We start from the raw sequence: 22,780 nt of genomic DNA on the forward strand, positions 1-22,780 counted from the left end.
TAAGGTTTGTGTAGTTGTTAGCGATTCTTAATTAGACGCACGGGGAGTAAAAAACCGGAATGAGAATTCAAACTATTTACGCAGGCTGCAATTGGGTGATGACCTGTCCTGCTTCCATGCGCACCAATTGGTCAGCGACATTGAAGTAGCGGTCGTCATGGGAGATCACAATGATGGTTTTACCGAGGCGCTTGAGGTCCGGCAGCAGCTCGGTGTAGAAGATCCGCCGGAAGGTCGGGTCCTGGTCCGCCGCCCATTCGTCAAACACCAGTACCGGGCGCTCTTCGAGCCAGGCATTGACCAGCGCCAGGCGTTTGCGTTGGCCGGTGGAGAGGTCAGTGGTGGTGAATTTGCCGTCCAGCACGCTGACTTTGTGTGCAATTTCCAGGCGCTGCAGATAGGTGTTGGCGTCTTCGGGTATATGCGTGTCGCCCTGAACCACGTCGTCGAACAGGTAGTAATCGGCGAAAATCGTCGTGAACAACTGGCGATAGTCATCGCGGTTAACCGCGCTGACCCGTTGCTCATTGAGGCGGATCTCACCCTGTTGCGGTGCATAGAGGCCCAGCAACAACTTGATCAGCGTGGTTTTGCCGCAACCGTTTTCGCCGACGATAAACACAATGTCGCCTTTCTCGATCTTCAGGTTCACCGGGCCGAGACGGAAAGGTGCGCTGCCTTCGGTGGGCGGGAAACTGTAGGACACCTCATTGAGTTCCAGGCTCTGCACGGGTGTGCTCTGGTGGCCGTGGTCGCTCAATAGCAGATGGGGCTCCGGTGAAGAGAACTGCTCCGACAGCGCGGCGATGCGGCGAAACGCAATCTGTGCCCGGCTGACGATCGGCAGCGTGCCTATCAAGTGTTCCAGCGGGCCTTTCATGTATAGCAGCACCAGCACGAACCCGCTCATCACCGATTTGTCGGCGCTTGGCCACAACGATTGCAAGGCGAGCGCCAAGCCGATCACCACAAAGAACAGCATCGAACCGAGGGTCTTGGCGACCACGAAAATATTCACCGAGCGAATCTGCATGTCGCAGATGTTGTCCGCCGTGCGCTCGATCCCCGAGACAAACATGCGATGCCGGCGCGGGCGGTGAATGCGCAGCTCCTTGGCGCCCTCGGCGATGGCGTTGTAGTGTTTTTGCAAATCGTCTTCTGCATCGCGAGCCTGCATGAAGCCCTTGATCCCACGGCCGCGAGCGATGTACTGGACCACCGTGCCGATGATGATCGCCACCACCATAATCAGGAACATTGGCCAGGACAGCATCGCCAGGTAGCCCATGCAGCCGAGGGTGACGGTCAGGGAAATCGCCAGTGGCGCAAATGCAAAAGCGAAGTCACTGATGGTGTCTACGTCATGGGTCAACACGGGAATCAGCCGGTGGCTGCGGTAGCGCTCGATCTGCTCGATTGGCGCCGAGAGCACTTTTTCCCCCAGCTCTTTACGCAGTTTGGCGATGATCTTCTGGCCGACATAGTTGGTGCCGATGTCGGAAAAAATCGAGCTGACCAGCGCCAACAGGCACAGCCCGGCAAAGGCCCCGACCACCGTGTTGCTCAAGCCGCTGTCGCTGTGCAGCACATTATTGATCGTGGCCAGCAGCACCGTGACGCTGAGGCCGCCGACCATGCCGAGCAGGATCGAGGCCACCACAATCAGGCGGAAAGGTTTGAGCAGGGTGAACAATTCATTGATCACCCCGCGTGTCTGTTTGCTCATGGAGGTTCCCTGCGTGAAGAATGGCCTGGATGACGTAGAGGGCGGTGGCGCGCCGCAATCAATGGAGCGCACACACCTGTAAAACGACGGGGAGGAGGTTTAATTTAACGGGCGGTTCTACAGCTCCCGCACTACGCGAAAGCCGATCCAGTCGCCGCGATTGTCGGGGATCAGTGCATTGCGATTGCCGGAGCGGGAGAACACCGGGGCCTCGCCCCAGTCGTTGCCACGGATGCGGCGGAACTCGCATTTACCGGTCAGCCAGGCGCTGCCATCCGTCGGTGCGCCGATGTAGTTGTCGTTGAAGCAGTCGGCGGTCCACTCGTAGACGTTGCCGTGCATGTCATACATGCCGAACGCGTTCGGCGGATAACTGCCCACCGGCGAGGAGTAGCTGTAGCCGTCCGACGGGCCGTAGGTGTTGGCGTGTTCGGCGATGCTGTAACCCTTGCCGGCATCAAACGGGAAGGGGAATGAACCGCTCGAACCTGCTCGCGCGGCATATTCACGCTGCGCTTCGCTGACCATGTGGTACGTCTGGCCGGTTTTTTTCGAGAGCCACGCCACGTAGTGCTCGACATCCTCGAAGTCCATGCACACCGCCGGCTGGCGCGGGCCTTGCGGATAGCGCGGCTTGCTGGCGACGCATTCGCGGCCCGGGCGTTCATCGCCATTGGCGATCTTCACGCCGGACTGGCGTACGTAGCTGTCCCACTCACCGGCAGTCACTTGGAAGCGGCTCATGGCGAACGGCTTGGCGAAGGTCACGTCATGCATCGGGCCTTCATCCGGCTCGCGGCCGACTTCGTCTTCCGGGGTGCCCATGGTGAACGTGCCCGCAGGCAATACGACCATTTCGGGGCAGTCCTTGCAGTCCTTGAACACCTTGCCGGGCTGCGGCGCTGCGGCGTGGGCGAGGGTTGGCAGCATTGCGCCGCACAGGGCGGCCAGCGTCAGGGCTGCCAGGGGCTTGAGTCGGGATGGATTCATGTGGGCATCTCGTTCAAAGAAAAAAGGGGCGTCACAGGCGCGGGCTGAGCAAGGCCATGAAGCGCTGGATTTCATCGCGGCTGTTAAGCAGGCCGGGAGAGGTACGAATCACCGGGCCGGCGTCGCGGTATACCGAGTCGATCACCACGCGGTTTTTCATCATGTAGGCGGCTACTTCGTCGCTGTCCTGGCCCTTGACCCGGAAGAACGTGAAGCCGGCAGACAGCTCGGGGCTGCGCGGCGTGACCAGTTCGATCTGCGGATGGGCCAGCAGCTGGTTTTTCAACTCGGTATTAAGCGCGTGAATCTGCGCCTGCACCTGCGCCTTGCCCAACTGCAGGTGCAATTTGAAGGCTTCGTCGGCCGCCCAGCGATGCTCGAAAGCGTGGTAGCCGCCGGGGGTCATGGTGGTGGCGAAATCGGTGTCTTCAGAGAAGGTCGGCACCATCGGCGTGACGTATTTATTCTCGGCGTCACGGGCGCACACCAGCCCTGTGCCGCGTGGGCCGAACATCCATTTATGGGTACCGGCGATGAAGAAGTCGCAGTTCATTGCCGGAAAATCCAGGTTTTCCACGCCGAAACCGTGCACGCCGTCGACCACATACAAGATGCGGTCCTTCTCGTCGCGGTTGCGGTTGTGTTCATTTACCAGCTGGCCGATTTCGCCGATGGGCAGCTTCACACCGCTGCCGGATTGCACCCAAGTCATGCCCAGCACGCGGGTGTTCGGGCGGATATTGCGTTTGATGTTGCCGAGTACCTCGTCGACAGAAACCTGGGCTGCCTGCTCGAACAGGCTGATCCGGCGCACCTGGGTGCCTTCCTTGAGTACGCGAAAATTCAGGCTGTTCTGCGTCGCATAGTGCTCGTGAACCGTGGTCAGGATTTCCTGATCGGGCCGCACCTTGATGCCGCCGTAGATCATCGCCAGGCCTTCGGAGGTGCTGCCGGTGAGGGCGATCTGCGCAGGTTTGGCGTCCAGGTAGCGACCGGCCCATTCGCGCACCTGGCCTTCACGCTTCCAGGTTTCCTGCAGGTCCCAGTCCATTGCCAGCCCGGGGTTGCGGTCGATCTGCACACGGTAGCGCTCAATGGCGTCGCGCACCGGCTTGGGGTGCGAGGCCACGAGGAAGTTGGAGAAGTGCAGGTAATTCGGGTCCTGATTAAACAGCTGCTTGAGCCCCGTCCATGGGGTGGCTGCCGGTGTGGCGGCGCTGGCGTGTGGCAGCATCGCGGCGCCCAGCGGCAGGCTGGCGGCGAACACACCAGCCTGTTTGAGAAACGTACGGCGGTCGGTCATGGACTTATTTCACGGCTGATTAGCGATTGGCCAAGGGTTTGGCGGCTTTTTGTACCTGGTCCCACACCCGCAGGAAGTTGCCGCCCCACAGCTTGGCGATATCGGCTTCGGAGTAGCCGCGCTGGATCAGCTCGGCGGTGACGTTGCGCACTTCGCTCACGTCGTTCCAGCCCTGGATGCCGCCGCCGTCGTTGAAGTCCGAGGCGATGCCCACGTGATCGATGCCGATCTTGCGCACGGTGTAGTCGATCGCATCACCGAAGTCTTTGAGGGTCGCCTTGGGCTCTTCTTCAAGAATGGCGTAGAGCGCGCTGGCGTACTGGCCGAACTTCTGCTCGGACCAGGCGGCGATGATCGGGTCGCCGGGCATCAAGGCCATGGCCAGGTTCGGCAGTGGCGGCAGATCAAACCGTGCGCGCAGGCTGTTGAGCTTGTTCTGGGTCGGCTGGCTCAGCGGGCGCAGATAGGCCGGGAAGCCCACCACCTGAACCACGCCGCCGCTGTGCTTGATCAGTTGCAGTTCCTTGTCGCTGAGGTTGCGCGGGATGTCCACCGAAGCACGTGGGGCCGAGTGGGAGGCGACCATCGGCGTACGGCTCAGTTGTGCGACTTGCTCCAGCGCCTTGGTCGACATCTGCGACACATCGATGATCACCCCCAGGTCGTTCAGGCGTTGCACCGCCTGCTGACCGATCGGCGACAGCCCTTCAAGGGCGTCGGTGGTGTCATTGAAAAACGGCAGTGGGCGCGAGGAGTCCGACCAGGCATTGTTGCCGATATAGCTGAAACCAAACATGCGCATGCCACGCGCTGTCCAAAGGTCCAACTGGTTCAGGTCATCACCTAGCGGGTAGGCGTTGAGCATGCTGATAAAGATCGCAAATTTGCCCTCGCCATGCAGGCGCCGGAAATCATCCGGGGTGTAGGCGATGCCCACCTGATTGGGGAAATCGCGCACCATGCCGGAGATGATTTTGTAACGCACCTCCTGCTCGTGGCGCGCCTCTTCGACAAAACCGTCGGTAGGCTTGTGCGGGGCGTTGGCACCGTTCCAGATTTCCGGCCAGCCGAAAATCGTCAACGCAGCGCCGGACAAGCGCCCGCGACTGGCCTTGGCCAAATCGAACTGGCCGCTGCCATCCTTGTCGGCCTCATTGCCGGCGGTGCCGAAATTCAGCGGCACGGTGATATGGCTGTCAAAGGACAACAAACGGTCCTGCATCTCATTGGCCTGCTTGATCACCTCCAGCGGGTAGCCGGCATTGCCCTTGAACCAGTGATCCCAGACCAGGAAACCGGCGCCGGCACAGACGGCCAGTGCCAGCGGCAGGCCCAGAAACAGCGCCTTTTTCGAACGTGGTTTTGTCATTGCCATCTCAGTCAGTTGAGGCCTTTGCTATCAGGGAGGAACGAGCGATGGCGGGGGAAATTTAGGCGGGGAGGGCAAGGCGGTAAATTTTGCGCGGCTGCAAACGTTCTAGCTCTGATCACGCAGCTTCCTAAGGTAGACAATGACCCTCTCTCGACGTGGCTTCATCGCAGGCCTGGCACTGACCGGCGCTGCCGTGCCGGCGGCCTTTTATGCCCATCGCGAGCTGACGCGTGAAGAATTCCCGATCACTCCCGGCGAAGCCACGGTAGACCTCGCCGACACCAATGGTCAGCACTTGGCAAACAGCTTGCGCGGCGTGTGGAGCGTGCGTCTGGAAGGGGCAGATGGCGGACTGAAAGGCTTGCCGCAGCACGGCCTTGAGCTGCTGCTTGATGTCGCCCCCCGTGGCCGTGGCCTGCGCGGCTATCTCGATACCGCCAGTAACCTGCGCGCCGATGCTGAACCGCGTTACCGCCTATTGGGAGACCTGGTCACGGGCGACAGCAAGGTGTTGTACTGGCGCCTGATTGATCGCGATTCGGCCGCAGGCGTACCCGCCTATGAATTCAAAATGAGCCTGGATGAAGTCTGGGCCGACTTCGGCAATGCGGGCAGCGGCACCCTCAGCGGCACCATCCTCGATCTGGACCGTCCCCTTGCATTGAACGAGCGCGACAACCGTTTTATCGCGCACAAACAGCTGTTTCCCGAAGCCCGCCAGCGCATTGGCCTCAACCCGACCTTGCTGGCATGGCTGATCGCTCCCGAGCACCGACTGTTCCACCAACTGTGGCACGCCACCCGCGACCAGTGGCACAAACTCTCCGAGGAAAAGCGCGAGGCGTTGCGCGGTATTGGCTGGCAACCCGGGCCACGCGGCCAGGAGCGCGACGCGCGCGGCAAGCACAAGGACCGCAACGGTTCGGGTATCGACTTCTTTTTCATGCACCGGCACATGCTCGGTACTGCCCGTTCAATGCAGGACCTGCCTTCATGGCCGGCTTTCCCGGAACCCCAGCCGGCGCTGGAGCGTGATCGCCTGGGTTTCGTGCGTTACTTCGACAACCATGATGGCTTTGCGCTGCCGCCCACTTGGTCGGCCCCCGACGACAGCGATTACACCCAATGGGTCAGCGATATCAAGGCGGCAGAGACCTACCACAGCAACTTTCAAGTGTGGGAATCCCAGTACCGCGACCCGCGTTACCTGGCCAAACTGAGCCTGGGGCAACTCGGCTCGGAGATGGAACTGGGCCTGCATGACTGGCTGCACATGCGCTGGGCCTCGGTACCCCGCGACCCGTCCAACGGCGCCCCGGTGCCATTCGCCCGCGATCCGTCGGACTTCGCCGCGCGTTGGTACGCACCGGAAAACGACTTTCTCGGCGACCCGTTCTCCTCCCACGTCAACCCGGTGTTCTGGCACTTCCACGGCTGGATCGACGACCGCGTCGAGGATTGGTTTCGCGCCCACGATCGGTTCAATCCGGGTGAAGTCAGGCGGCTGGAGGTCAACGGTGTGCCGTGGTTCGCGCCGGGGCGCTGGGTTGAAGTCAGCGACCCCTGGCTCGGCCCGGACACCCACGGTTGCAGCACCACGCCGGGCTTGCAGGTGGGGCGTTCCATGGAGATGGACCCGGAAATCATGAAGCTGGCGCTGCGCATCACCTTTGGTTCTGACGAAGACATGCTCAAGGGCCTGTTCAAGCGAGTACCGCAGCGGCCCTGGTATGCGCGGCACTTGAAGGTCAAGGTGCGGGAGGCTTAAGCGTTTGGGACTGAACAAAGAAGGCGCGTGGGCAGCGATCAAAATGGCCCGAGCGCTGGGACGCGACACCTCCGAACTGTGTAGCGAGTGCGGCTGCAGATTAGCAAGGCGGTGATATGGATCGACCGCGACCTGCATTAATCGAAGACGAAAAAAAACCGGCTGATCAGGCCGGTTTGGGGTGCCTCGCCAACAGCGAGGGTTATGCGTTGTTGCTATGCAGACGATCCGCGCCACCTTCGGCCAGACCACGTTCCTGCAGACGATCCGCGCCGCCTTCGGCCAGACCACGTTCCTGCAGACGATCCGCGCCACCTTCGGCCAGACCACGTTCCTGCAAGCGATCCGCACCGCCTTCAGCAACGCGGTTGCCTTGCAGGCGGTCGGAACCACCTTCAGCAACACGGCTTTCCATCAGGCGATCCGCGCCGCCTTCAGCGACAACAGGGTGAGCAAAAGCATTTGCAGCGAGTACCGAGAAAGCGAGGCTAAGCAAGATTTGGCGTTTCATGAGTGTGTGCTCCGAGTGTTTTAGTTGGGTGTCGTTCTGTATGGGTTTGATGTTACGCGTTGCATTTTTTAAGAGAACTTCATTGAGCTGATGGTGACTATCGACGCCAGCGATGACCCGTTTTGGGGCGGGCCATCGCGCTCAGCATCAAGGCCGCTGCGGCAGTTCCTGAGGGCGCAGGTCGAACACCAGCACTTCGGCGTCTTCGCCGTGGCTCAGGCGGATCTGGCGTTCATCCCGCACGCGGGCGCCGTCACCTTCCTGCAGGCGCTGACCGTTGACCTCGACGCTGCCACGGGCCACATGAATGTACACGTGGCGCTCTGGCGGCAAATCCAGGCTCGCGGCTTCGTCGCCGTTGAACAGCCCGGCATACACCCGTGCATCCTGGCGAACGTTCAGCGAACCGCCGGCGCCATCCGGCGAGATGATCAACTGCAAGCGCCCGCGTTTCTGCGCATCGCTGAAATGCTCTTGCTGATAGCGCGGCTCGGCACCGGCTTCATTCGGCACGATCCAGATTTGCAGGAAGTGCACGCCACGGTTCTGGCTGTGGTTGAACTCGCTGTGCGCCACGCCGCTGCCAGCGCTCATCAGTTGCACGTCGCCGGGGCGAATCACCGAGCCGGTGCCCAGGGTGTCCTTGTGTTCCAGGGCGCCTTCAAGCACATAGGAGAAAATCTCCATGTCGCGGTGCGGGTGCTGGCCGAAGCCTTTGCCGGCGGCAACGCGGTCATCGTTGATCACCAACAGGTCGGAGAAACCTTGCTCGTCGGCGTTCCAGTAGTTGGCGAACGAGAAGGTGTGGAACGACTTCAACCAACCGTGATTGGCGGCGCCGCGTTCGGAAGCTTTGCGAAGGGTCAGCATGGTCTTGTCCTCAAGTGAGCGTGGGCTGCGAGATGCAGTTCGCTTGCGTTGAGAAGAAGGTTACTGGTTACTGAAATATTCATTAAGAAGCTGAAATTTGAATAACTGTCTCTATACAGTTGACAGTTAAAGGCGTGTCATAATGCCCGCCGCCCTTTCTTCTTGATGGACGTTCTCTTTATGCAAACCGTGGCCATGGCGCTATTTCCGGACTTCCTTCTGCTCGACATGGCCGGGCCGCTTGAAGTGTTTTCCATCGCGAACCGTTACCTGCCGACCGCGGCTCACTATGAAATCCTCACCGTCGGTACCGAACCCGGCCCGTTGCGCGCCTCCAATGGCGTCAGCGTGCAACCGAACGTGGTGTTGGGCCAGGCCGATGACGCCTATGACTTGTTACTGGTGCCCGGCGGGCCCGGCGCCTATAACGAATGCCATCCCGACCTGTTGCCCTGGCTCAAGGCCGCAGCGCCCAGGGCCAGGCGCTTCGGTTCAATCTGCACCGGTGCCTTTGTGCTCGGGCATGCAGGGTTGCTGGACGGCCGCCGCGTCACCACCCACTGGCACTACACCGAACGCCTGATCAAGGCGTTTCCGGAGGCTATCGTCGAGACCGATCGCATCTACTTGCAGGACGGGCGTTTGATCACCTCGGGCGGCGTCACCGCCGGCATCGACCTGGCGCTGTCCATCGTCGCCCAGGACCACGGCAAGCAAGTGGCGGTCGAAGTCGCCAAAGTGCTGTTAGTGGTGATGAAGCGCCAGGGCGGCCAGGCCCAGTTCAGCCCGATGACCGCCGCCGTAGCGCCCCATGAAACGGCGATCACCCGGGTGCAGAACCACGTGCTGGCGCAGTTGCATCAACCGTTCACCATCGACTCCATGGCCGCGCTGGCAGGCATGAGTGCCCGCCACTTCGCGCGGCTGTTCGCCAAAGAAGTGCAGATGACGCCCATGGCCTTCCTGCAGGGCGCGCGCATTGATCGCGCCCGGCACCTGCTGGAAACCACCGACCTGCCGCTTAAAACCGTCGCGTTCCACGCAGGCTTTGGCAGCGTGCGGCACATGCGCTTTCTGTTCAGTGAAAAGCTCGGCCTTAACCCTACCCAATACCGACAGCAGTTCAGTTAACGACAGGATGGCCGTCTCGCGCACCCAAAAGTCCGTATCGCTCCCCGTGCCAGCATTGTCCTGTCACGGGTAGCTGGCAAGATAGCCAAAGGCCCATGGAAGAGGATGCGCAGACGCCCTAGGCCGGGTGTTCCAGCGCATGTGCACAAATGAATCACCCTCATGCAATGAGCTTTGGTCCGTTCACCTTTCACCGGCAACAGCGCCTGGTCAGCAAGATCGGCCTGCCGGTGCCATTGGGTGGGCGTGCACTGGATATCCTCACGGTGCTGTTGGAGACCCCGGGGCAATTTGTCAGCAAAGCGGCCTTGATCGCCCGAGTTTGGCCGTGCAGCGTGGTGGAAGAAAACAACCTGCGCGTGCACATCGCCGCGTTGCGTCGAGCCCTGGACGGGGCGCGCTACATCCTCAATGAACCGCAGCGCGGCTATTGTTTCGCTGCGCCACTGGCTGTTGCGGCGACGGTGCCCCGGCACAACCTGGCTGCGCGGCTGAGCCCGGTGATCGGCCGTGATGCCTTAATCGGCACGCTGGCGCGGCGCCTGGCCGCGCAACCGTTGCTGACCCTCACCGGTTGCGCTGGCGTCGGTAAAAGCACCCTGGCCCTGGCGTTGGCCGAACGTGTGCTGCCGCGTTATCGCGACGGCGTGTGGTGGGTTGACCTGGCAACCGTGGACGCCCCCATGACCCTGCTGCGCCACCTGGCCCAGGCGATGGACCTTGCGCCGTGTGGCAGTGCCGCTGAGCTGTGCGATCAATTGGCCGGGCGGCACCTGTTACTGGTGCTGGATGGCGCCGATTTGCTGCTCGGCGCCTGCCGTCACCTGATACGTACCCTGCGCGCGCGCGCGCCGCAGGTCACGGTGCTCCTGAGCAGTCGCCAAACCCTGCAGTTGCCGGGCGAATGGGTGCAGCGCGTGCCAGCGCTGGCGCTGCCAATACCGTCGGCGTGGGCCAGTGTCGAACAGGCGATGGCGTACCCGGCGGTGCAGCTATTTGTCGCGAGGGTGCGTGCCGGGCAACAGGGTTTTGCCTTGCGGCCTCAGGACCTGGCGCCGCTGCGCGATATCTGCCGACGCGTCGACGGTATTCCACTTGCTCTGGAGTTGGCGGCCGCGCAGGTCGATACCCTTGGCGTCCATGGCTTGCAGGCGCAATTGCGCAGAGGTTTGCAGGTGCTTGTCCGTGGCCGGCGCACGGCAGTGGAGCGGCATCAATCCCTGGCGGCTGCGCTGGATTGGACCTATGGGCGCTTGAGCCTGCCGGAACGCTGGCTGTACTTGCAATTGGCGTTGTTCAAAATGGCGGTGACCTTACCGTCCCTGACCGCGTTAGTCGTCGGTACCGAATTGGAACACGCCGACCTGGGTTATTTGCTCACGCGTCTGGCCGGCATGTCGATGCTGGAGGTAGAGCCCGGCCCCGGCCCGTTGCGGTATCGGCTGCTCAACAGTGCACGCAGCCATGCCCTGGCGCAACTGCGCGACCCGGCCCAGGTGGCGCACTTGCAGCAGGGCTATGGGCATTACCTGGGGCCGTTTTCAGGCCGGCCGTTTGTCTTGCAACTCGTCGAGCAGGCCGCGTGCGCAGGTTAGGTCTGCAGTGGCAAAGCCTTCGGTAAACTGTCCGTAAATTGAGTTCAACAGGTCACGGGCCGCTGTCAGCCGACCCTGGTTTTGCCATAATCGCGCCAGGAATGTAGCACTGCGCAACTGCCAGGCCAGGGCACCTTGCTGATGGGCCAGGTCGAGGGCCTCCAGCAGCAGCGTTTCGGCGGCGCTGGCATCTGGCATAGCCTCGGCGCGCACCCGCAGAATCTCCGCTGAGCACCAACCGGCGGCGCCGCTTCTGGCACGCTCAAAGACCGCGTCATCCGCCGGGGCCGCATTGAAGGTCACCAGGGTATCGCGCACCAGGCCGAGCCCCTGCAACTGCTCAGGCAGCGCCGTGCCTTCATAGTGTTGTGCCCAGGTATGAAACAACGGCACCGCGTGTTTCTGCGCCTGTTGCAGCAACAGTTCCAGCAAAGCGCCCGCCGAAGCGCTGTCGCCGTTGTAGCGAGCGATCACCACACCGGCCAGGGCCAGGGTGTAGCAAATCGACGTACCGTGGTTGATCTGCAATGCCAGCTCCAGCGCCTGGTTGGCGGTACGCCACGCCCGCTGCGCAAAGCCACGCAGCCACAGCACGCGCGCGAGAATCGTCAGCGAGGCCACGCTCTGGTCGTACTGCACGCCAAAACCATGGGTAAACCGGTTGAGATGGCCGCTCTGGGCCATGCGCTGGATAACCTGTTCGGCGTTATGCAGCGCCAGCGTCTGATGGCCGGCAAAGTGTTGCGCCAACACCCGCAGGCGTTGGGCGCTGAGGTCCAATAGAGGCTCGGTTTGCGGGCCCAGTTGATCAAAATACAGGCTCTGCGCCAATGCCTCACGGTAGTTGCCGCTGCACAGGTTGACCGCCATTTGCCCAGACACTGCGCGCAGCTGGCCAGCCAGGTCTTTGCCGGCTTGCGCCAGTCGCTGGGCGCAGGCAAACGCCTCGACGGTGTGCGGCGTGCCGCCCTGAGCGTGATAGGAAAAACTGCCCATCGCCAATTGCAGCGCCATGTGCAACCGCGGGTTCGGCGTATTCGACTGCGCCAGTCGGGCCAGGGCTTTGCCCACGTACAGCCCGTGTTCGCGCAGCAACGACAACTCCTGCCACAACGGCATTGCGCTGACGGTAAGACGAATGCCCAGCAGGTGTGCGCCCGGGTCGCCCAGGCACCAATCGAGCGCCGCGCGAATGTCTTCGCGCAGCGGTGCATAGCGGTCGATCCAGGGCTGAGTGGCGATCAGTTCCCAGTCGCCCTGCGCCTGGTCCATCAACGCCAGCAGGCGCGCCGCGTGACGCTCGCGGGTGGCGTCGAGTTCATCGGCGACACTGAGTTTTTCCAGCGCATAGGTGCGCGTAATGTCCAGCAGGCGGTACACCATGGTGTCATCGCCGGCTTCTACGTTGAGCAACGACTTGGCCACCAATTGGCGGATCGAGCCCAGCACCTCGTCCGGCGCGATGCGTTCCTCGGCGATCACCGCCGCTGCGCTGGCGAGGCTGAAGCCGCCGCGAAACACTGCCAGGCGGCGCAGGCAAATCTGCTCGCAGGGCGTGAGCAAGTCGAAGCTCCAGTCCAGCGTGGCGCGCAGGGTTTGCTGACGGGGCAGGGCGCTGCGGCGGCCACGGGTGAGCAGGCGGAAATTGTCCTCCATCTGCACCAGTAACCCCGACAGGCCGAAGCGTTCGATCTGCGCCGCCACCAGCTCGATCGCCAGCGGAATACCGTCCAGGCGCTGGCAGATGTCGATGGCCAGCGGCAACTCGGCTTCGCTCAGTTCAAAGCTGTCCTGATGGGACATCGCGCGCTCGACCAGCAGTTGCAGCGCCGGGTAACCCAGGGCCTGGGCGCGGTTGCCGGTGGCAGGCGGGCACGCCAGGGGTTCCAGGCGTTGCACGTATTCGCCCTCGGCGCGCAAGGCTTCGCGGCTGGTGGCCAGAATATGAAGGTTGGGTGCGTGACGCAGCAGGGTTTCGCTGATCAGTGCAATGTCGTCCAGCAGGTGTTCGCAGTTATCGATCACCAGCAGCAACTGGCGCGCGTGCAGGCTGCGGGCGAAGGTCACCAGGGGTTCATGCTCGGTGGGCGTGAGGTCGAGCAAGGCGGCGAGGTTGGGCAGGATCATCGACGGCGTGCTGAGTGGCGCCAGGTCAAGCAGGTGAATGCCGTCGCGATAGTGCCCGATCAGCAACTCCGCCACTCGCAGTGCCACGGTGGTTTTGCCGATGCCACCGGCGCCGGTCAGGGTAATGAAGCGCTGCTGGGGTAACTGGCGCACCAGCGCATCGATCAGCGCCTGACGGCCGATCATCCGCGTGTGGCGCAGCGGCAGGTTATGGCCTTGGCTGTGGGGCATGCCGTCGGCGGGAATCGTCATCGGTTCGATGCTCAGTGGCGCCACAAAACTGTAGCCGCGCTGGGCCACCGTCACGATATAACGCTGCCCGGCCTGGCCGTCGCCCAGCGCCTTGCGCAACGCCGCCATGTGCACGCGCAGGTTGCCGTCTTCGACCACGCTTTTGGGCCAGACCCGCGCGATCAGTTCCTGCTTGCTCACCACGTTGCCGGCCTGCTCCAGCAGGATCAGCAGAATGTCCACCGCGCGCCGTCCCAGGCGCAACGGGCGACCGGCCTCCAGCACCAGACGCTGGTGCGGGTGGACGCGGTAGGGGCCGAAATGCACGGCCTGGTCGCTGAGATCACTCATGGCGGCCAATGCTCATCGAAAAGGATCTGCGCAGCATATTCCAGGCAGATAAAGACCACTAGGCCGCAATCACCTGCGGCTTGCTGGAGTGGTGATTTCGCCAGGTCATCGGGTTGACGCCTTCGCTGCGGGTGAACATATGGCAGAAGTGCGCCTGGTCGCAAAACCCGCATTCCAGGCTGATTTGGGTCAGGCTCATGGCCGACCCGGTGATCAATTCCTTGGCCCTTTGGATGCGCTGCTGGCGAATCCACTCCTGGGGCGACAGCCCGGTGCTGCACTTGAACGCGCGGGAAAAATGGCTGCGGGACAAGGCGCAGGCCTGGGCCAGGTCGGCAATCGCCAGGCTTTCACCGAGGTTGGCGAGGATCAGTTGCTTGGCAATTCGCTCGCGCCGAGGGCACAGGCCGCCGGTAGCGGATAAACGGGGAGCACCGTGCTCAAGTCTGGCCATGACAAATATCCGCAGTCGATGGGAGCGTTCCCGGTGAATGGATGCAGTGTAGACGGCCTCATTCTTGGCGCCGGACCGTCTGGCTGACGAGTTAATCGTTGTTAATTTCGCCAGGTGCGCGCCTGGAAAAGACAGCACAGGCGTGCAATCACGGAGCGGTTTTGCGTGCTTATCTGGCGACCTGAAAACCGTCTGGATAGCGCCATGAACCGCAACGACCTGCGCCGCGTCGACATGAACCTGCTGGTGATTTTCGAAGCCTTGATGTTCGAAAAGAACCTGACCCGGGTTGCCGAAAAGCTGTTTATGGGCCAACCGGCAGTGAGTGCCGCGCTGGGGCGGCTGCGGGATTTGTTCGACGACCCATTGCTGTTGCGCAATGGGCGGGGCATGGAGCCCACGCCACGCGCGGTAGCTATCCTCAAGGAGTTGCAGCCGGCCATGGACACTATTTCAGGTGCGGTCAGCCGCGCGAAGGCGTTTGATCCGTCCACCAGTTGCGCGGTGTTTCGCATCGGGCTGTCGGATGATGCGGAGTTCGGGCTGTTTCCGCCGTTGCTCAGTCAACTGCGTGAGGAGGCACCGGGGATTGTGGTGGTGGTGCGGCGGGCCAATTATTTGTTGATGCCGGCGTTGTTGGCCAGTGGTGAGATTTCGGTAGGGGTGAGCTACACCACGGAGTTGCCGGCGAATGCCAAGCGCAAGAAACTGCGCGATATTCCGTGCAAGGTGCTGCGTGGAGATGACGCCTCGGCGCCCCTGACGCTGGATGACTACTGCGCGCGGCCACATGCGATGGTTTCGTTTTCCGGGGACTTGAGCGGGAACATCGATCTGGACCTGGCGCGCATCGGCCGAGCGCGACGGGTGGTATTGGCGGTGCCGCAGTTCAGTGGGTTGAGGGCGCTGTTGGCGGGCACGCAGATTATCGCGACAGTGCCGGATTATGCGGCTTGTGCGTTGACTGAAGGCACAACGTTGCGGGCTGAAGACCCGCCGTTTGAGATCGAGGCAGCGGAGTTGTCGATGGTGTGGAGCGGGGTGCATGACAATGACCCGGCGGAGCGTTGGTTACGGGCGCGGATCGCTGAGCATATGGCTTAACCGAGTAAGACTCCATACCGGCACACACCGGCCCGCCTTTCTGTGGGAGCTGGCTTGCCTGCGATGCAGAGACCTCGGACCATCATGTACACCCAGTCGATACCATCGCAGGCAAGCCAGCTCCCACACTGGGCCGTGCTTGTGCTTTTGATCCTCATTCCAATGACCTCAGAAGTGCGGGCTACTGTATGGAGATCCAACTGTGGGAGCGGGCTTGCTCGCGAATGCGGTGGGTCAGTCAATTCATTCATCCGCTGACACACCGCCTTCGCGAGCAAGCCCGCTCCCACAGTTTTGACCGAGTAAGACTCCATAGCGGCATGCACAGGTCAGCTTCCACACACCCGCCAAACAGCACATACATCCAATTCCCCAGCCCGGAACCCAACCAAACTCTCCCCATCGCTCAATGCTCTCAGGGGGAAACACGCAGCCATGGACCCAACACCCAAAACAGGCCCCGACGAAGTCGTCACCCTGGTCGTCAAACATCTCATCAAAGCCGGCCGCGAAGCTGATTACGAAGCCTGGCTACGCCGCATCGTCCGCATCGCCGGCGAACGCCCCGGCCACCTCGGCGTCGACGTTGTACGCAGCAAGCAAAACACCCTCGCGCTGTTTACCTGCGTATTGCGCTATAGCTCTACCGACGCACTCGAACGCTGGCTCGACTCCCCCGAACGCCAGACCCTCATTGCCGAAGCCGCGCCTATGTTGGCCGATGGCGATAAAACCGAAATCGGCGCCGTCAACGAATTCTGGTTCGCTCCCCTGGCCGACAGCGCCGCCAAACCGCCGCGCTGGAAACAGGCGGTCGTCACCCTGTGCGTGATTCTGCCGCTGACCCTGCTGGTCCCGATCATCTGGGGCCCGGTCTTGCGCCTGCACCCGTTTCTGTCCAATTACGTGGTCGCCACTTTTCTGATCACCCTGACCATCGTGCTGCTGGTGGTGTACGTGCTGATGCCCGCCGCCACTCGCCTGTTCGCTCCCTGGCTCGAAGCCTCTGTAAAGGAAACCCTATGAACGCCGATCTGATTCTGTTCAATGGCCAGTTCCACACCGTGGACCGGGAAAACCCGCGCGCAACCGCTGTCGCCATCAGCGAGGGGCGTTTCGTTGCCGTCGGCACCGACGGCGAAGCCATGGCCCTGCGCGGCAGTGGTACGCAGGTCATCGACCTCAAGGGCCGTACCGTCATCCCAGGCCTTAACGACTCACACTTGCACCTGATCCGTGGCGGCCTGAACTACAATCTCGAGCTGCGCTGGGAAGGCGTGCCGTCGCTGGCCGATGCGCTGCGCATGCTCAAGGACCAGGCCGACCGCACGCCAACCCCGCAATGGGTGCGCGTGGTCGGCGGCTGGAACGAATTCCAGTTCGCCGAGAAGCGCATGCCGACTCTGGACGAACTCAACCAGGCCGCACCGGATACCCCGGTGTTCGTCTTGCACCTGTACGACCGCGCTTTGCTCAACCGCGCCGCCCTGCGTGTGGCCGGTTACACCAAGGACACGCCAAACCCGCCGGGCGGCGAGATCGTGCGTGACAGCCATGGCAATCCCACCGGCATGCTGGTGGCGCGGCCGAACGCGATGATCCTGTATTCAACCCTCGCCAAAGGCCCGAAACTGCCGCTGGAATACCAGGTCAACTCGACCCGCCAGTTTATGTGTGAACTCAACCGCCTGGGCCTTACCAGCGCCATCGACGCCGGCGGTGGTTTCCAGAATTACCCCGACGACTACGCGGTGATTGAACAGTTGGCCAAGGATGAGCAACTGACGGTGCGCATCGCCTACAACCTGTTCACCCAAAAGCCCAAGGAAGAACTCAGCGACTTCAAACATTGGACAGGCAGCGTGACCCTGCATCAGGGCGACGACTACCTGCGCCACAACGGCGCCGGTGAGATGCTGGTGTTCTCGGCGGCAGACTTCGAAGACTTCCTCGAGCCGCGCCCCGACCTGCCGCTGACGATGGAGCAGGAATTGGAACCGGTGGTGCGCCACTTGGTGGAGCAGCGTTGGCCGTTCCGTCTGCACGCCACGTATGACGAATCCATCTCGCGCATGCTCGACGTGTTCGAGAAGGTCAACCGCGACATTCCGTTCAATGGCCTGCCGTGGTTTTTCGACCACGCTGAAACCATCACGCCGAAAAACATCGAGCGCGTGCGTGCCCTCGGCGGCGGTATTGCGATCCAGGACCGCATGGCGTTTCAGGGCGAATACTTCGTTGAGCGCTACGGGGCCAAGGCCGCCGAAGCCACGCCACCGATCAAGCGCATGCTCGCCGAAGGCGTGCCGGTGGGGGCGGGCACCGACGCTACGCGGGTGTCGAGCTACAACCCGTGGACCTCGTTGTACTGGATGGTCAGCGGCCGCACCGTCGGTGGTCTGGAGCTGCACGCCGAAGGCCTGCCGCGCCTTACCGCGCTGGAGTTGTTCACTCACGGCAGCGCCTGGTTCTCGTCCGAACAAGGCAAAAAAGGCCAGATCAAGGTCGGCCAATTGGCCGATGTGGCGGCACTGTCGGCGGACTTTTTCAGTGTCGACGAAGAGGCCATCAAGTGGATCGAGTCAGTACTGACCGTGGTCGGCGGCAAGGTGGTCTATGGCGCCGGCGACTTCGAAGATTTTGCACCACCGCGTGTGCCGGTGCTGCCGGACTGGTCTCCGGTGGTCAAGGTGCCGGGCCATTGGCGCCCGAGTTCGCCCTTGCAGGCTCAAGTGCATCAATGCAGCGGCCCGTGCGGCGTGCATAGCCACAGCCATGAAAAAGCGCGGCTTTCCAATGCGCCGGTCAGTGACTTCCAGGGTTTCTGGGGTGCATTCGGTTGCTCGTGCTTTGCCTTCTGATTTAAAAAACCCAAGGAGTTAACTCGCATGACTTACACACGCTTGAACAAAGATGACGCCGTCGTATTGCTGGTCGACCACCAGACCGGCCTGATCTCCCTGGTGCAGGATTTCTCGCCCAACGAATTCAAGAACAACGTGTTGGCCCTGGCCGATGTGGCCAAGTTCTTCAAGTTGCCGACCATCCTCACCACCAGCTTCGAAACCGGCCCCAACGGCCCGCTGGTGCCCGAGCTGAAAGAGCTGTTCCCGGACGCGCCATACATTCCGCGTCCTGGCCAGATCAATGCCTGGGACAACGAAGATTTCGTCAAGGCAGTGAAGGCGACAGGTCGCAAGCAACTGATCATCGCCGGCGTGGTGACGGACGTGTGCGTGACGTTCCCAACCCTGGCTGCGTTGGCTGAAGGCTTTGAAGTGTTTGTGGTGACAGATGCTTCGGGCACTTTCAACGAAGCGGTACAGCGCGCATCCTGGGCACGCATGAGCGCTGCCGGTGCGCACTTGGTGAACTGGTTCTCGGTGGCCTGTGAGCTGCAGATTGACTGGCGCAACGACATGGAGGGCCTGGCCAACCTGCTATCGCCGCGCATTCCCAACTACCGCAACCTGATGAACAGCTACTCGGCGTTCACCGCCAAGTAACCCGCTCTCCAGCACGCTGCAAACCCCTGTGGGAGCCGGGCTTGCCCGCGATGGCGGTGAGTCAGTCGACAGTCATGTCTGCTGATACACCGCCATCGCAGGCAAGCCAGCTCCCACATTTGGTTTGTGGTGTGGCCACTGACAGGCTATAAATCCGCTAAATGTCCACCGAGAAGCGACAATGAACCCCTTCGAAGACATGCGCCTGTTCTGTCAGGTCATGGAGTCCGGCAGCTTCACCGCCGCCGCCGAGCAACTGGGCCTGTCCAAGCAATTTGTCAGCCGCCGCCTGATCCAGCTCGAAGACCGCCTTGGCGTGCGCCTGCTCAACCGCTCCACCCGCCGGCTGGACGTTACGCCACTGGGCCAGAGTTACTACGAATCCGCCTTGCGCCTGCTCAGTGAAGTCGAGCAAGTGGAGCAGGGTATCGCCGGCCAGAACAGCGAGCCGCGCGGCACGATTCGCCTCAGCGCGCCGTTGTCGTTTGCCATGGCGCACCTGGGCTGCCTGCTGCCGGCATTCCTGCAACGTCACCCGCATGTTTCGGTGGAAGTCGACCTGAGCGACCGCCCCGTGGACCTGATCGGCGAAGGCTACGACCTGGTGCTGCGCATCGGTACTCTTGAAGACTCCACGCTGATTGCCCGGCGTATCGCCAGTGTCCAGCGCGTGTACTGCGCCAGCCCCGATTACCTGGCCGCGCGTGGCACGCCCCGCCAACCCGAAGACCTGGCCGACCACGACTGCCTGCCTTACGGCCATGGCCGTCAGGTGCAATGGCGGTTTCTCACCAAGGGCAAACAACAGTCCGTGAACGTGAGCGGGCGCATGCGCGTGAATAACGGCGAGCTGCTGCGGGATACCGCGATCGCCGGGCTGGGCGTGACGTACCTGCCGACCTTTATCGTCGCCGAAGCCTTGAAAGACGGGCGCCTGGTGACCGTACTCGAAGACTTCGCCCCCGAAGCCCTGACCCTCTCGGCGGTGTATCCCCAGCACCGGCAGAGTTCAAGGCCGGTGCAGGCGCTGGTGGAGTTTCTGCGCGAACGCCTGGCCAGCGGCTGCTGAATAACTGACACACTGCATGCCCCGTGTGGGAGCTGGTCAGCAGCGCCTACCCCGCGGGCACCAAAAACGCCGCCTCCAACAGCTGCCGAGTATAAGCATGCTGCGGATCAGCAAAGATCGCTGGCGCGTCCCCTTGTTCCACCACCTGCCCATGCTTCACCACCATCAGCTGGTGACTCAGCGCCTTCACCACCGCCAAATCATGGCTGATAAACAGGTAAGTCAGGTTGTACTTGGCCTGCAACCCGCGCAGTAACTCCACCACTTGACGCTGCACTGTGCGGTCCAGCGCCGAGGTCGGTTCGTCGAGCAGAATCAGGCGTGGCTTGAGCACCAGCGCGCGCGCGATGGCGATGCGCTGACGCTGGCCGCCGGAAAACTCGTGGGGGTAGCGATGCCGTGAATCCGGGTCCAGCCCGACTTCCCTGAGCGCCGCAATAATCGCCGCTTCCTGCTCGGCAGGCGTGCCCATCTTGTGAATGCGCAAGCCTTCGCCGACGATTTCACTGACGCACATACGCGGGCTCAACGAGCCAAACGGGTCCTGGAACACCACCTGCATCTCCCGGCGCAGCGGGCGCACCTGTTGCTGGGTGAGTTTGTCCAGTTGCTGGCCTTCGAAGCGGATGCCGCCCTTGCTGCCGATCAAGCGCAAAATCGCGAGGCCCAGGGTCGATTTGCCCGAACCACTTTCGCCGACAATACCCAGGGTTTGACCTTGGGGCAGGCTGAAATTAATGCCGTCCACTGCCTTGACGTAATCGACCGTGGTGCGCAAAAAGCCCTTCTTGATCGGGAACCAGACCTTGAGGTCATCAACCTCCAGCAACGGTGGCCCGACTTCATTGGTGGCTGGCCCACCGCTGGGTTCCGCGGCCAGCAACTCCTGGGTGTAAGGATGCTGCGGCGACTGGAACAGCGTCTCGCAATCTGCCTGCTCAACGATGCGACCCTGCTGCATCACGCACACCCGGTGGGCGATGCGCCGCACCAGGTTCAAGTCATGGCTGATCAGCAGCAACGCCATGCCCAGGCGTGCCTGCAATTCCTTGAGCAATTCGAGGATCTTCAGCTGCACGGTCACGTCGAGGGCGGTGGTCGGCTCATCGGCGATCAACAGCTCTGGCTCATTGGCCAGGGCCATGGCGATCATCACCCGTTGGCGCTGCCCGCCAGACAGCTCATGGGGCAGGGCCTTGAGGCGCTTGTGCGGTTCGGGGATGCCCACCAGTTCGAGCAACTCCAACGTGCGCCGGGTGGCGACTTTGCCGGTGAGGCCTTTGTGCAAGCCCAACACTTCGTTGATCTGCTTCTCGATGGAATGCAGCGGGTTCAGCGAGGTCATTGGCTCCTGGAAAATCATCGCAATGCGGTTGCCGCGAATATGCCGCAGGGTTTTTTCTTTGAGGGTCAGCAGGTCGTGGCCCGAATAGTTGATGGTGCCGGATGGATGGCGAGCCAACGGGTAGGGCAGCAGGCGCAGGATCGAGTGGGCGGTCACCGATTTGCCCGAGCCACTTTCGCCCACCAGCGCCAGGGTTTCGCCGCGCTTGATATCGAAGCTGACGTTGTTCACCACGCGGTGGTGGTTCTCGCCGGTGACGAACTCGACGGAGAGGTCGCGGACTTCGATCAGATTGTCCTGATTCATCTCATTTCCTCGGGTCGAAGGCATCGCGAGCGGACTCGCCGATAAACACCAGCAAACTCAACATGATCGCCAGCACGGCAAAGGCACTCATGCCCAGCCACGGCGCTTGCAGGTTGGATTTGCCCTGGGCCACCAGTTCACCCAGCGACGGCGAACCGGCGGGCAGGCCGAAGCCGAGGAAGTCCAGGGCGGTCAGGGTGCCGATGGCGCCGGTCAGAATGAATGGCATAAAGGTCATGGTCGAGACCATGGCGTTGGGCAGGATATGCCGGAACATGATCGCGCCGTTCTGCATGCCCAAGGCTCGGGCCGCGCGCACGTATTCGAGGTTGCGCCCGCGCAGGAACTCGGCGCGCACCACATCCACCAGGCTCATCCAGGAAAACAGCAGCATGATCCCCAGCAGCCACCAGAAGTTGGGCTGCACAAAACTGGCGAGGATGATCAACAGGTACAGCACGGGCAAGCCAGACCAGATTTCCAGGAAGCGCTGCCCGGCCAAGTCGACCCAGCCGCCATAGAACCCCTGCAAGGCCCCTGCGATTACGCCAATAATTGAACTGAGCACGGTGAGCGTCAGGGCAAACAGTACCGACACGCGAAAGCCGTAGATCACCCGCGCGAGCACGTCGCGGCCCTGGTCGTCGGTGCCCAGCAGGTTGACGCTTGAGGGCGGCGCGGGCGCCGGCACTTTCAGGTCGTAGTTAATGCTCTGGTAGCTGAACGGGATCGGCGCCCACAACGTCCAGGCGTCCTTGGCCTTGAGCAGTTCCCGGATGTAGGGGCTCTTGTAGTTGGCTTCCAGCGGGAATTCGCCGCCGAAGGTGGTCTCCGGGTAGCGCTTGAGGGCCGGGAAGTACCAGCCGCCGTCGAAGTGCACGGCCAGCGGTTTGTCGTTGGCGATCAGCTCGGCGCCCAGGCTCAGCACGAACAGAATCAGGAACAGCCACAGCGACCACCAGCCGCGCTTGTTGGCTTTGAACCGCTCGAACCGGCGGCGATTGAGGGGGGACAAATTCAT

General features: G+C 62.0%; 18 protein-coding genes. 9 read left to right on the forward strand and 9 right to left on the reverse strand.

Going from position 1 to position 22,780, the window contains the following annotated elements; translation table 11 throughout:
* Positions 1 to 76: 76 nt before the first annotated feature.
* From ACP7A2_RS10660 to pvdM, 4 genes are all read right to left on the reverse strand, one after another.
* Positions 77 to 1,726, reverse strand: a complete 1,650-nt coding sequence (locus ACP7A2_RS10660; RefSeq protein WP_426134163.1) for a cyclic peptide export ABC transporter — start codon at positions 1,724 to 1,726, stop codon at positions 77 to 79.
* Between the two features lie 117 nt (positions 1,727 to 1,843).
* On the reverse strand, positions 1,844 to 2,716 hold the full coding sequence (locus ACP7A2_RS10665) for a formylglycine-generating enzyme family protein (protein WP_426134164.1): 873 nt from the start codon (positions 2,714 to 2,716) through the stop codon (positions 1,844 to 1,846).
* 31 nt (positions 2,717 to 2,747) lie between these two features.
* Positions 2,748 to 4,019 (reverse strand): aminotransferase class V-fold PLP-dependent enzyme, encoded by a 1,272-nt coding sequence (locus tag ACP7A2_RS10670; RefSeq protein ID WP_426134165.1) that lies wholly within the window; start codon positions 4,017 to 4,019, stop codon positions 2,748 to 2,750.
* 19 nt (positions 4,020 to 4,038) lie between these two features.
* Entirely contained in the window at positions 4,039 to 5,388 is a 1,350-nt protein-coding gene (gene pvdM, locus ACP7A2_RS10675; RefSeq protein ID WP_426134166.1) for a pyoverdine-tailoring dipeptidase-like protein PvdM, read from the reverse strand.
* Positions 5,389 to 5,530: 142 nt separating this feature from the next.
* Between pvdM and ACP7A2_RS10680 the strand changes: the two genes are divergently transcribed.
* Both ACP7A2_RS10680 and ACP7A2_RS10685 read left to right on the forward strand, forming a co-directional pair.
* Positions 5,531 to 7,159, forward strand: a complete 1,629-nt coding sequence (locus ACP7A2_RS10680; RefSeq protein ID WP_426134167.1) for a PvdJ/PvdD/PvdP-like protein — start codon at positions 5,531 to 5,533, stop codon at positions 7,157 to 7,159.
* Between the two features lie 217 nt (positions 7,160 to 7,376).
* Positions 7,377 to 7,694, forward strand: a complete 318-nt coding sequence (locus ACP7A2_RS10685; RefSeq protein WP_426134168.1) for a hypothetical protein — start codon at positions 7,377 to 7,379, stop codon at positions 7,692 to 7,694.
* Between the two features lie 123 nt (positions 7,695 to 7,817).
* Here ACP7A2_RS10685 and ACP7A2_RS10690 read toward each other — a convergent pair whose 3' ends face one another.
* On the reverse strand, positions 7,818 to 8,540 hold the full coding sequence (locus ACP7A2_RS10690; protein ID WP_426134169.1) for a pirin family protein: 723 nt from the start codon (positions 8,538 to 8,540) through the stop codon (positions 7,818 to 7,820).
* A 180-nt stretch (positions 8,541 to 8,720) separates the two neighbouring features.
* Here ACP7A2_RS10690 and ACP7A2_RS10695 point away from each other — a divergent pair, with 180 nt between their 5' ends.
* On the forward strand, positions 8,721 to 9,671 hold the full coding sequence (locus ACP7A2_RS10695; protein ID WP_426134170.1) for a GlxA family transcriptional regulator: 951 nt from the start codon (positions 8,721 to 8,723) through the stop codon (positions 9,669 to 9,671).
* Between the two features lie 149 nt (positions 9,672 to 9,820).
* The gene (locus tag ACP7A2_RS10700; RefSeq protein WP_426134171.1) at positions 9,821 to 11,266 is read left to right on the forward strand and encodes an ATP-binding protein; all 1,446 of its coding nucleotides are present in this window, start codon (positions 9,821 to 9,823) and stop codon (positions 11,264 to 11,266) included.
* Here ACP7A2_RS10700 and ACP7A2_RS10705 read toward each other — a convergent pair.
* Together ACP7A2_RS10705 and ACP7A2_RS10710 are read right to left on the reverse strand one after the other, a co-directional pair.
* Positions 11,213 to 13,975, reverse strand: a complete 2,763-nt coding sequence (locus ACP7A2_RS10705; RefSeq protein WP_426134172.1) for an ATP-binding protein — start codon at positions 13,973 to 13,975, stop codon at positions 11,213 to 11,215. The two genes, ACP7A2_RS10700 and ACP7A2_RS10705, sit on opposite strands and share 54 nt — an antisense overlap.
* Positions 13,976 to 14,033: 58 nt before the next feature.
* On the reverse strand, positions 14,034 to 14,429 hold the full coding sequence (locus tag ACP7A2_RS10710) for a helix-turn-helix domain-containing protein (RefSeq protein WP_426134173.1): 396 nt from the start codon (positions 14,427 to 14,429) through the stop codon (positions 14,034 to 14,036).
* 204 nt (positions 14,430 to 14,633) lie between these two features.
* Here ACP7A2_RS10710 and ACP7A2_RS10715 point away from each other — a divergent pair, with 204 nt between their 5' ends.
* From ACP7A2_RS10715 to ACP7A2_RS10735, 5 genes are all read left to right on the forward strand, one after another.
* Positions 14,634 to 15,533, forward strand: coding sequence for a LysR family transcriptional regulator (locus ACP7A2_RS10715; RefSeq protein WP_348055201.1), 900 nt, complete (start codon positions 14,634 to 14,636; stop codon positions 15,531 to 15,533).
* A 435-nt stretch (positions 15,534 to 15,968) separates the two neighbouring features.
* Positions 15,969 to 16,559 carry an antibiotic biosynthesis monooxygenase gene (locus ACP7A2_RS10720; RefSeq protein ID WP_426134174.1) on the forward strand — a complete coding sequence of 197 codons (591 nt, stop codon included), beginning with the start codon at positions 15,969 to 15,971 and terminating at the stop codon, positions 16,557 to 16,559.
* Complete coding sequence (locus ACP7A2_RS10725; RefSeq protein ID WP_426134175.1) at positions 16,556 to 18,394, forward strand: amidohydrolase; 1,839 nt, start codon at positions 16,556 to 16,558, stop codon at positions 18,392 to 18,394. Before ACP7A2_RS10720 ends, ACP7A2_RS10725 begins: the two co-directional genes overlap by 4 nt.
* 27 nt (positions 18,395 to 18,421) lie before the next feature.
* Complete coding sequence (ycaC, locus tag ACP7A2_RS10730) at positions 18,422 to 19,039, forward strand: isochorismate family cysteine hydrolase YcaC (RefSeq protein ID WP_426134176.1); 618 nt, start codon at positions 18,422 to 18,424, stop codon at positions 19,037 to 19,039.
* 181 nt (positions 19,040 to 19,220) lie between these two features.
* Positions 19,221 to 20,108, forward strand: coding sequence for a LysR family transcriptional regulator (locus ACP7A2_RS10735; protein WP_375068420.1), 888 nt, complete (start codon positions 19,221 to 19,223; stop codon positions 20,106 to 20,108).
* A gap of 46 nt (positions 20,109 to 20,154) precedes the next feature.
* On the opposite strand, the gene ACP7A2_RS10740 is transcribed toward ACP7A2_RS10735, so the two are convergent.
* Both ACP7A2_RS10740 and ACP7A2_RS10745 read right to left on the reverse strand, forming a co-directional pair.
* Positions 20,155 to 21,759: an ABC transporter ATP-binding protein gene (locus tag ACP7A2_RS10740; protein WP_426134177.1), complete on the reverse strand. Its 1,605-nt coding sequence runs from the start codon at positions 21,757 to 21,759 to the stop codon at positions 20,155 to 20,157.
* A gap of 1 nt (position 21,760) precedes the next feature.
* On the reverse strand, positions 21,761 to 22,780 hold the full coding sequence (locus ACP7A2_RS10745; protein WP_426134178.1) for an ABC transporter permease: 1,020 nt from the start codon (positions 22,778 to 22,780) through the stop codon (positions 21,761 to 21,763).

It is taken from the genome of Pseudomonas sp. PWP3-1b2 (assembly GCF_049896045.1).
Taxonomy (GTDB): Bacteria; Pseudomonadota; Gammaproteobacteria; order Pseudomonadales; family Pseudomonadaceae; genus Aquipseudomonas; species Aquipseudomonas antarctica_B.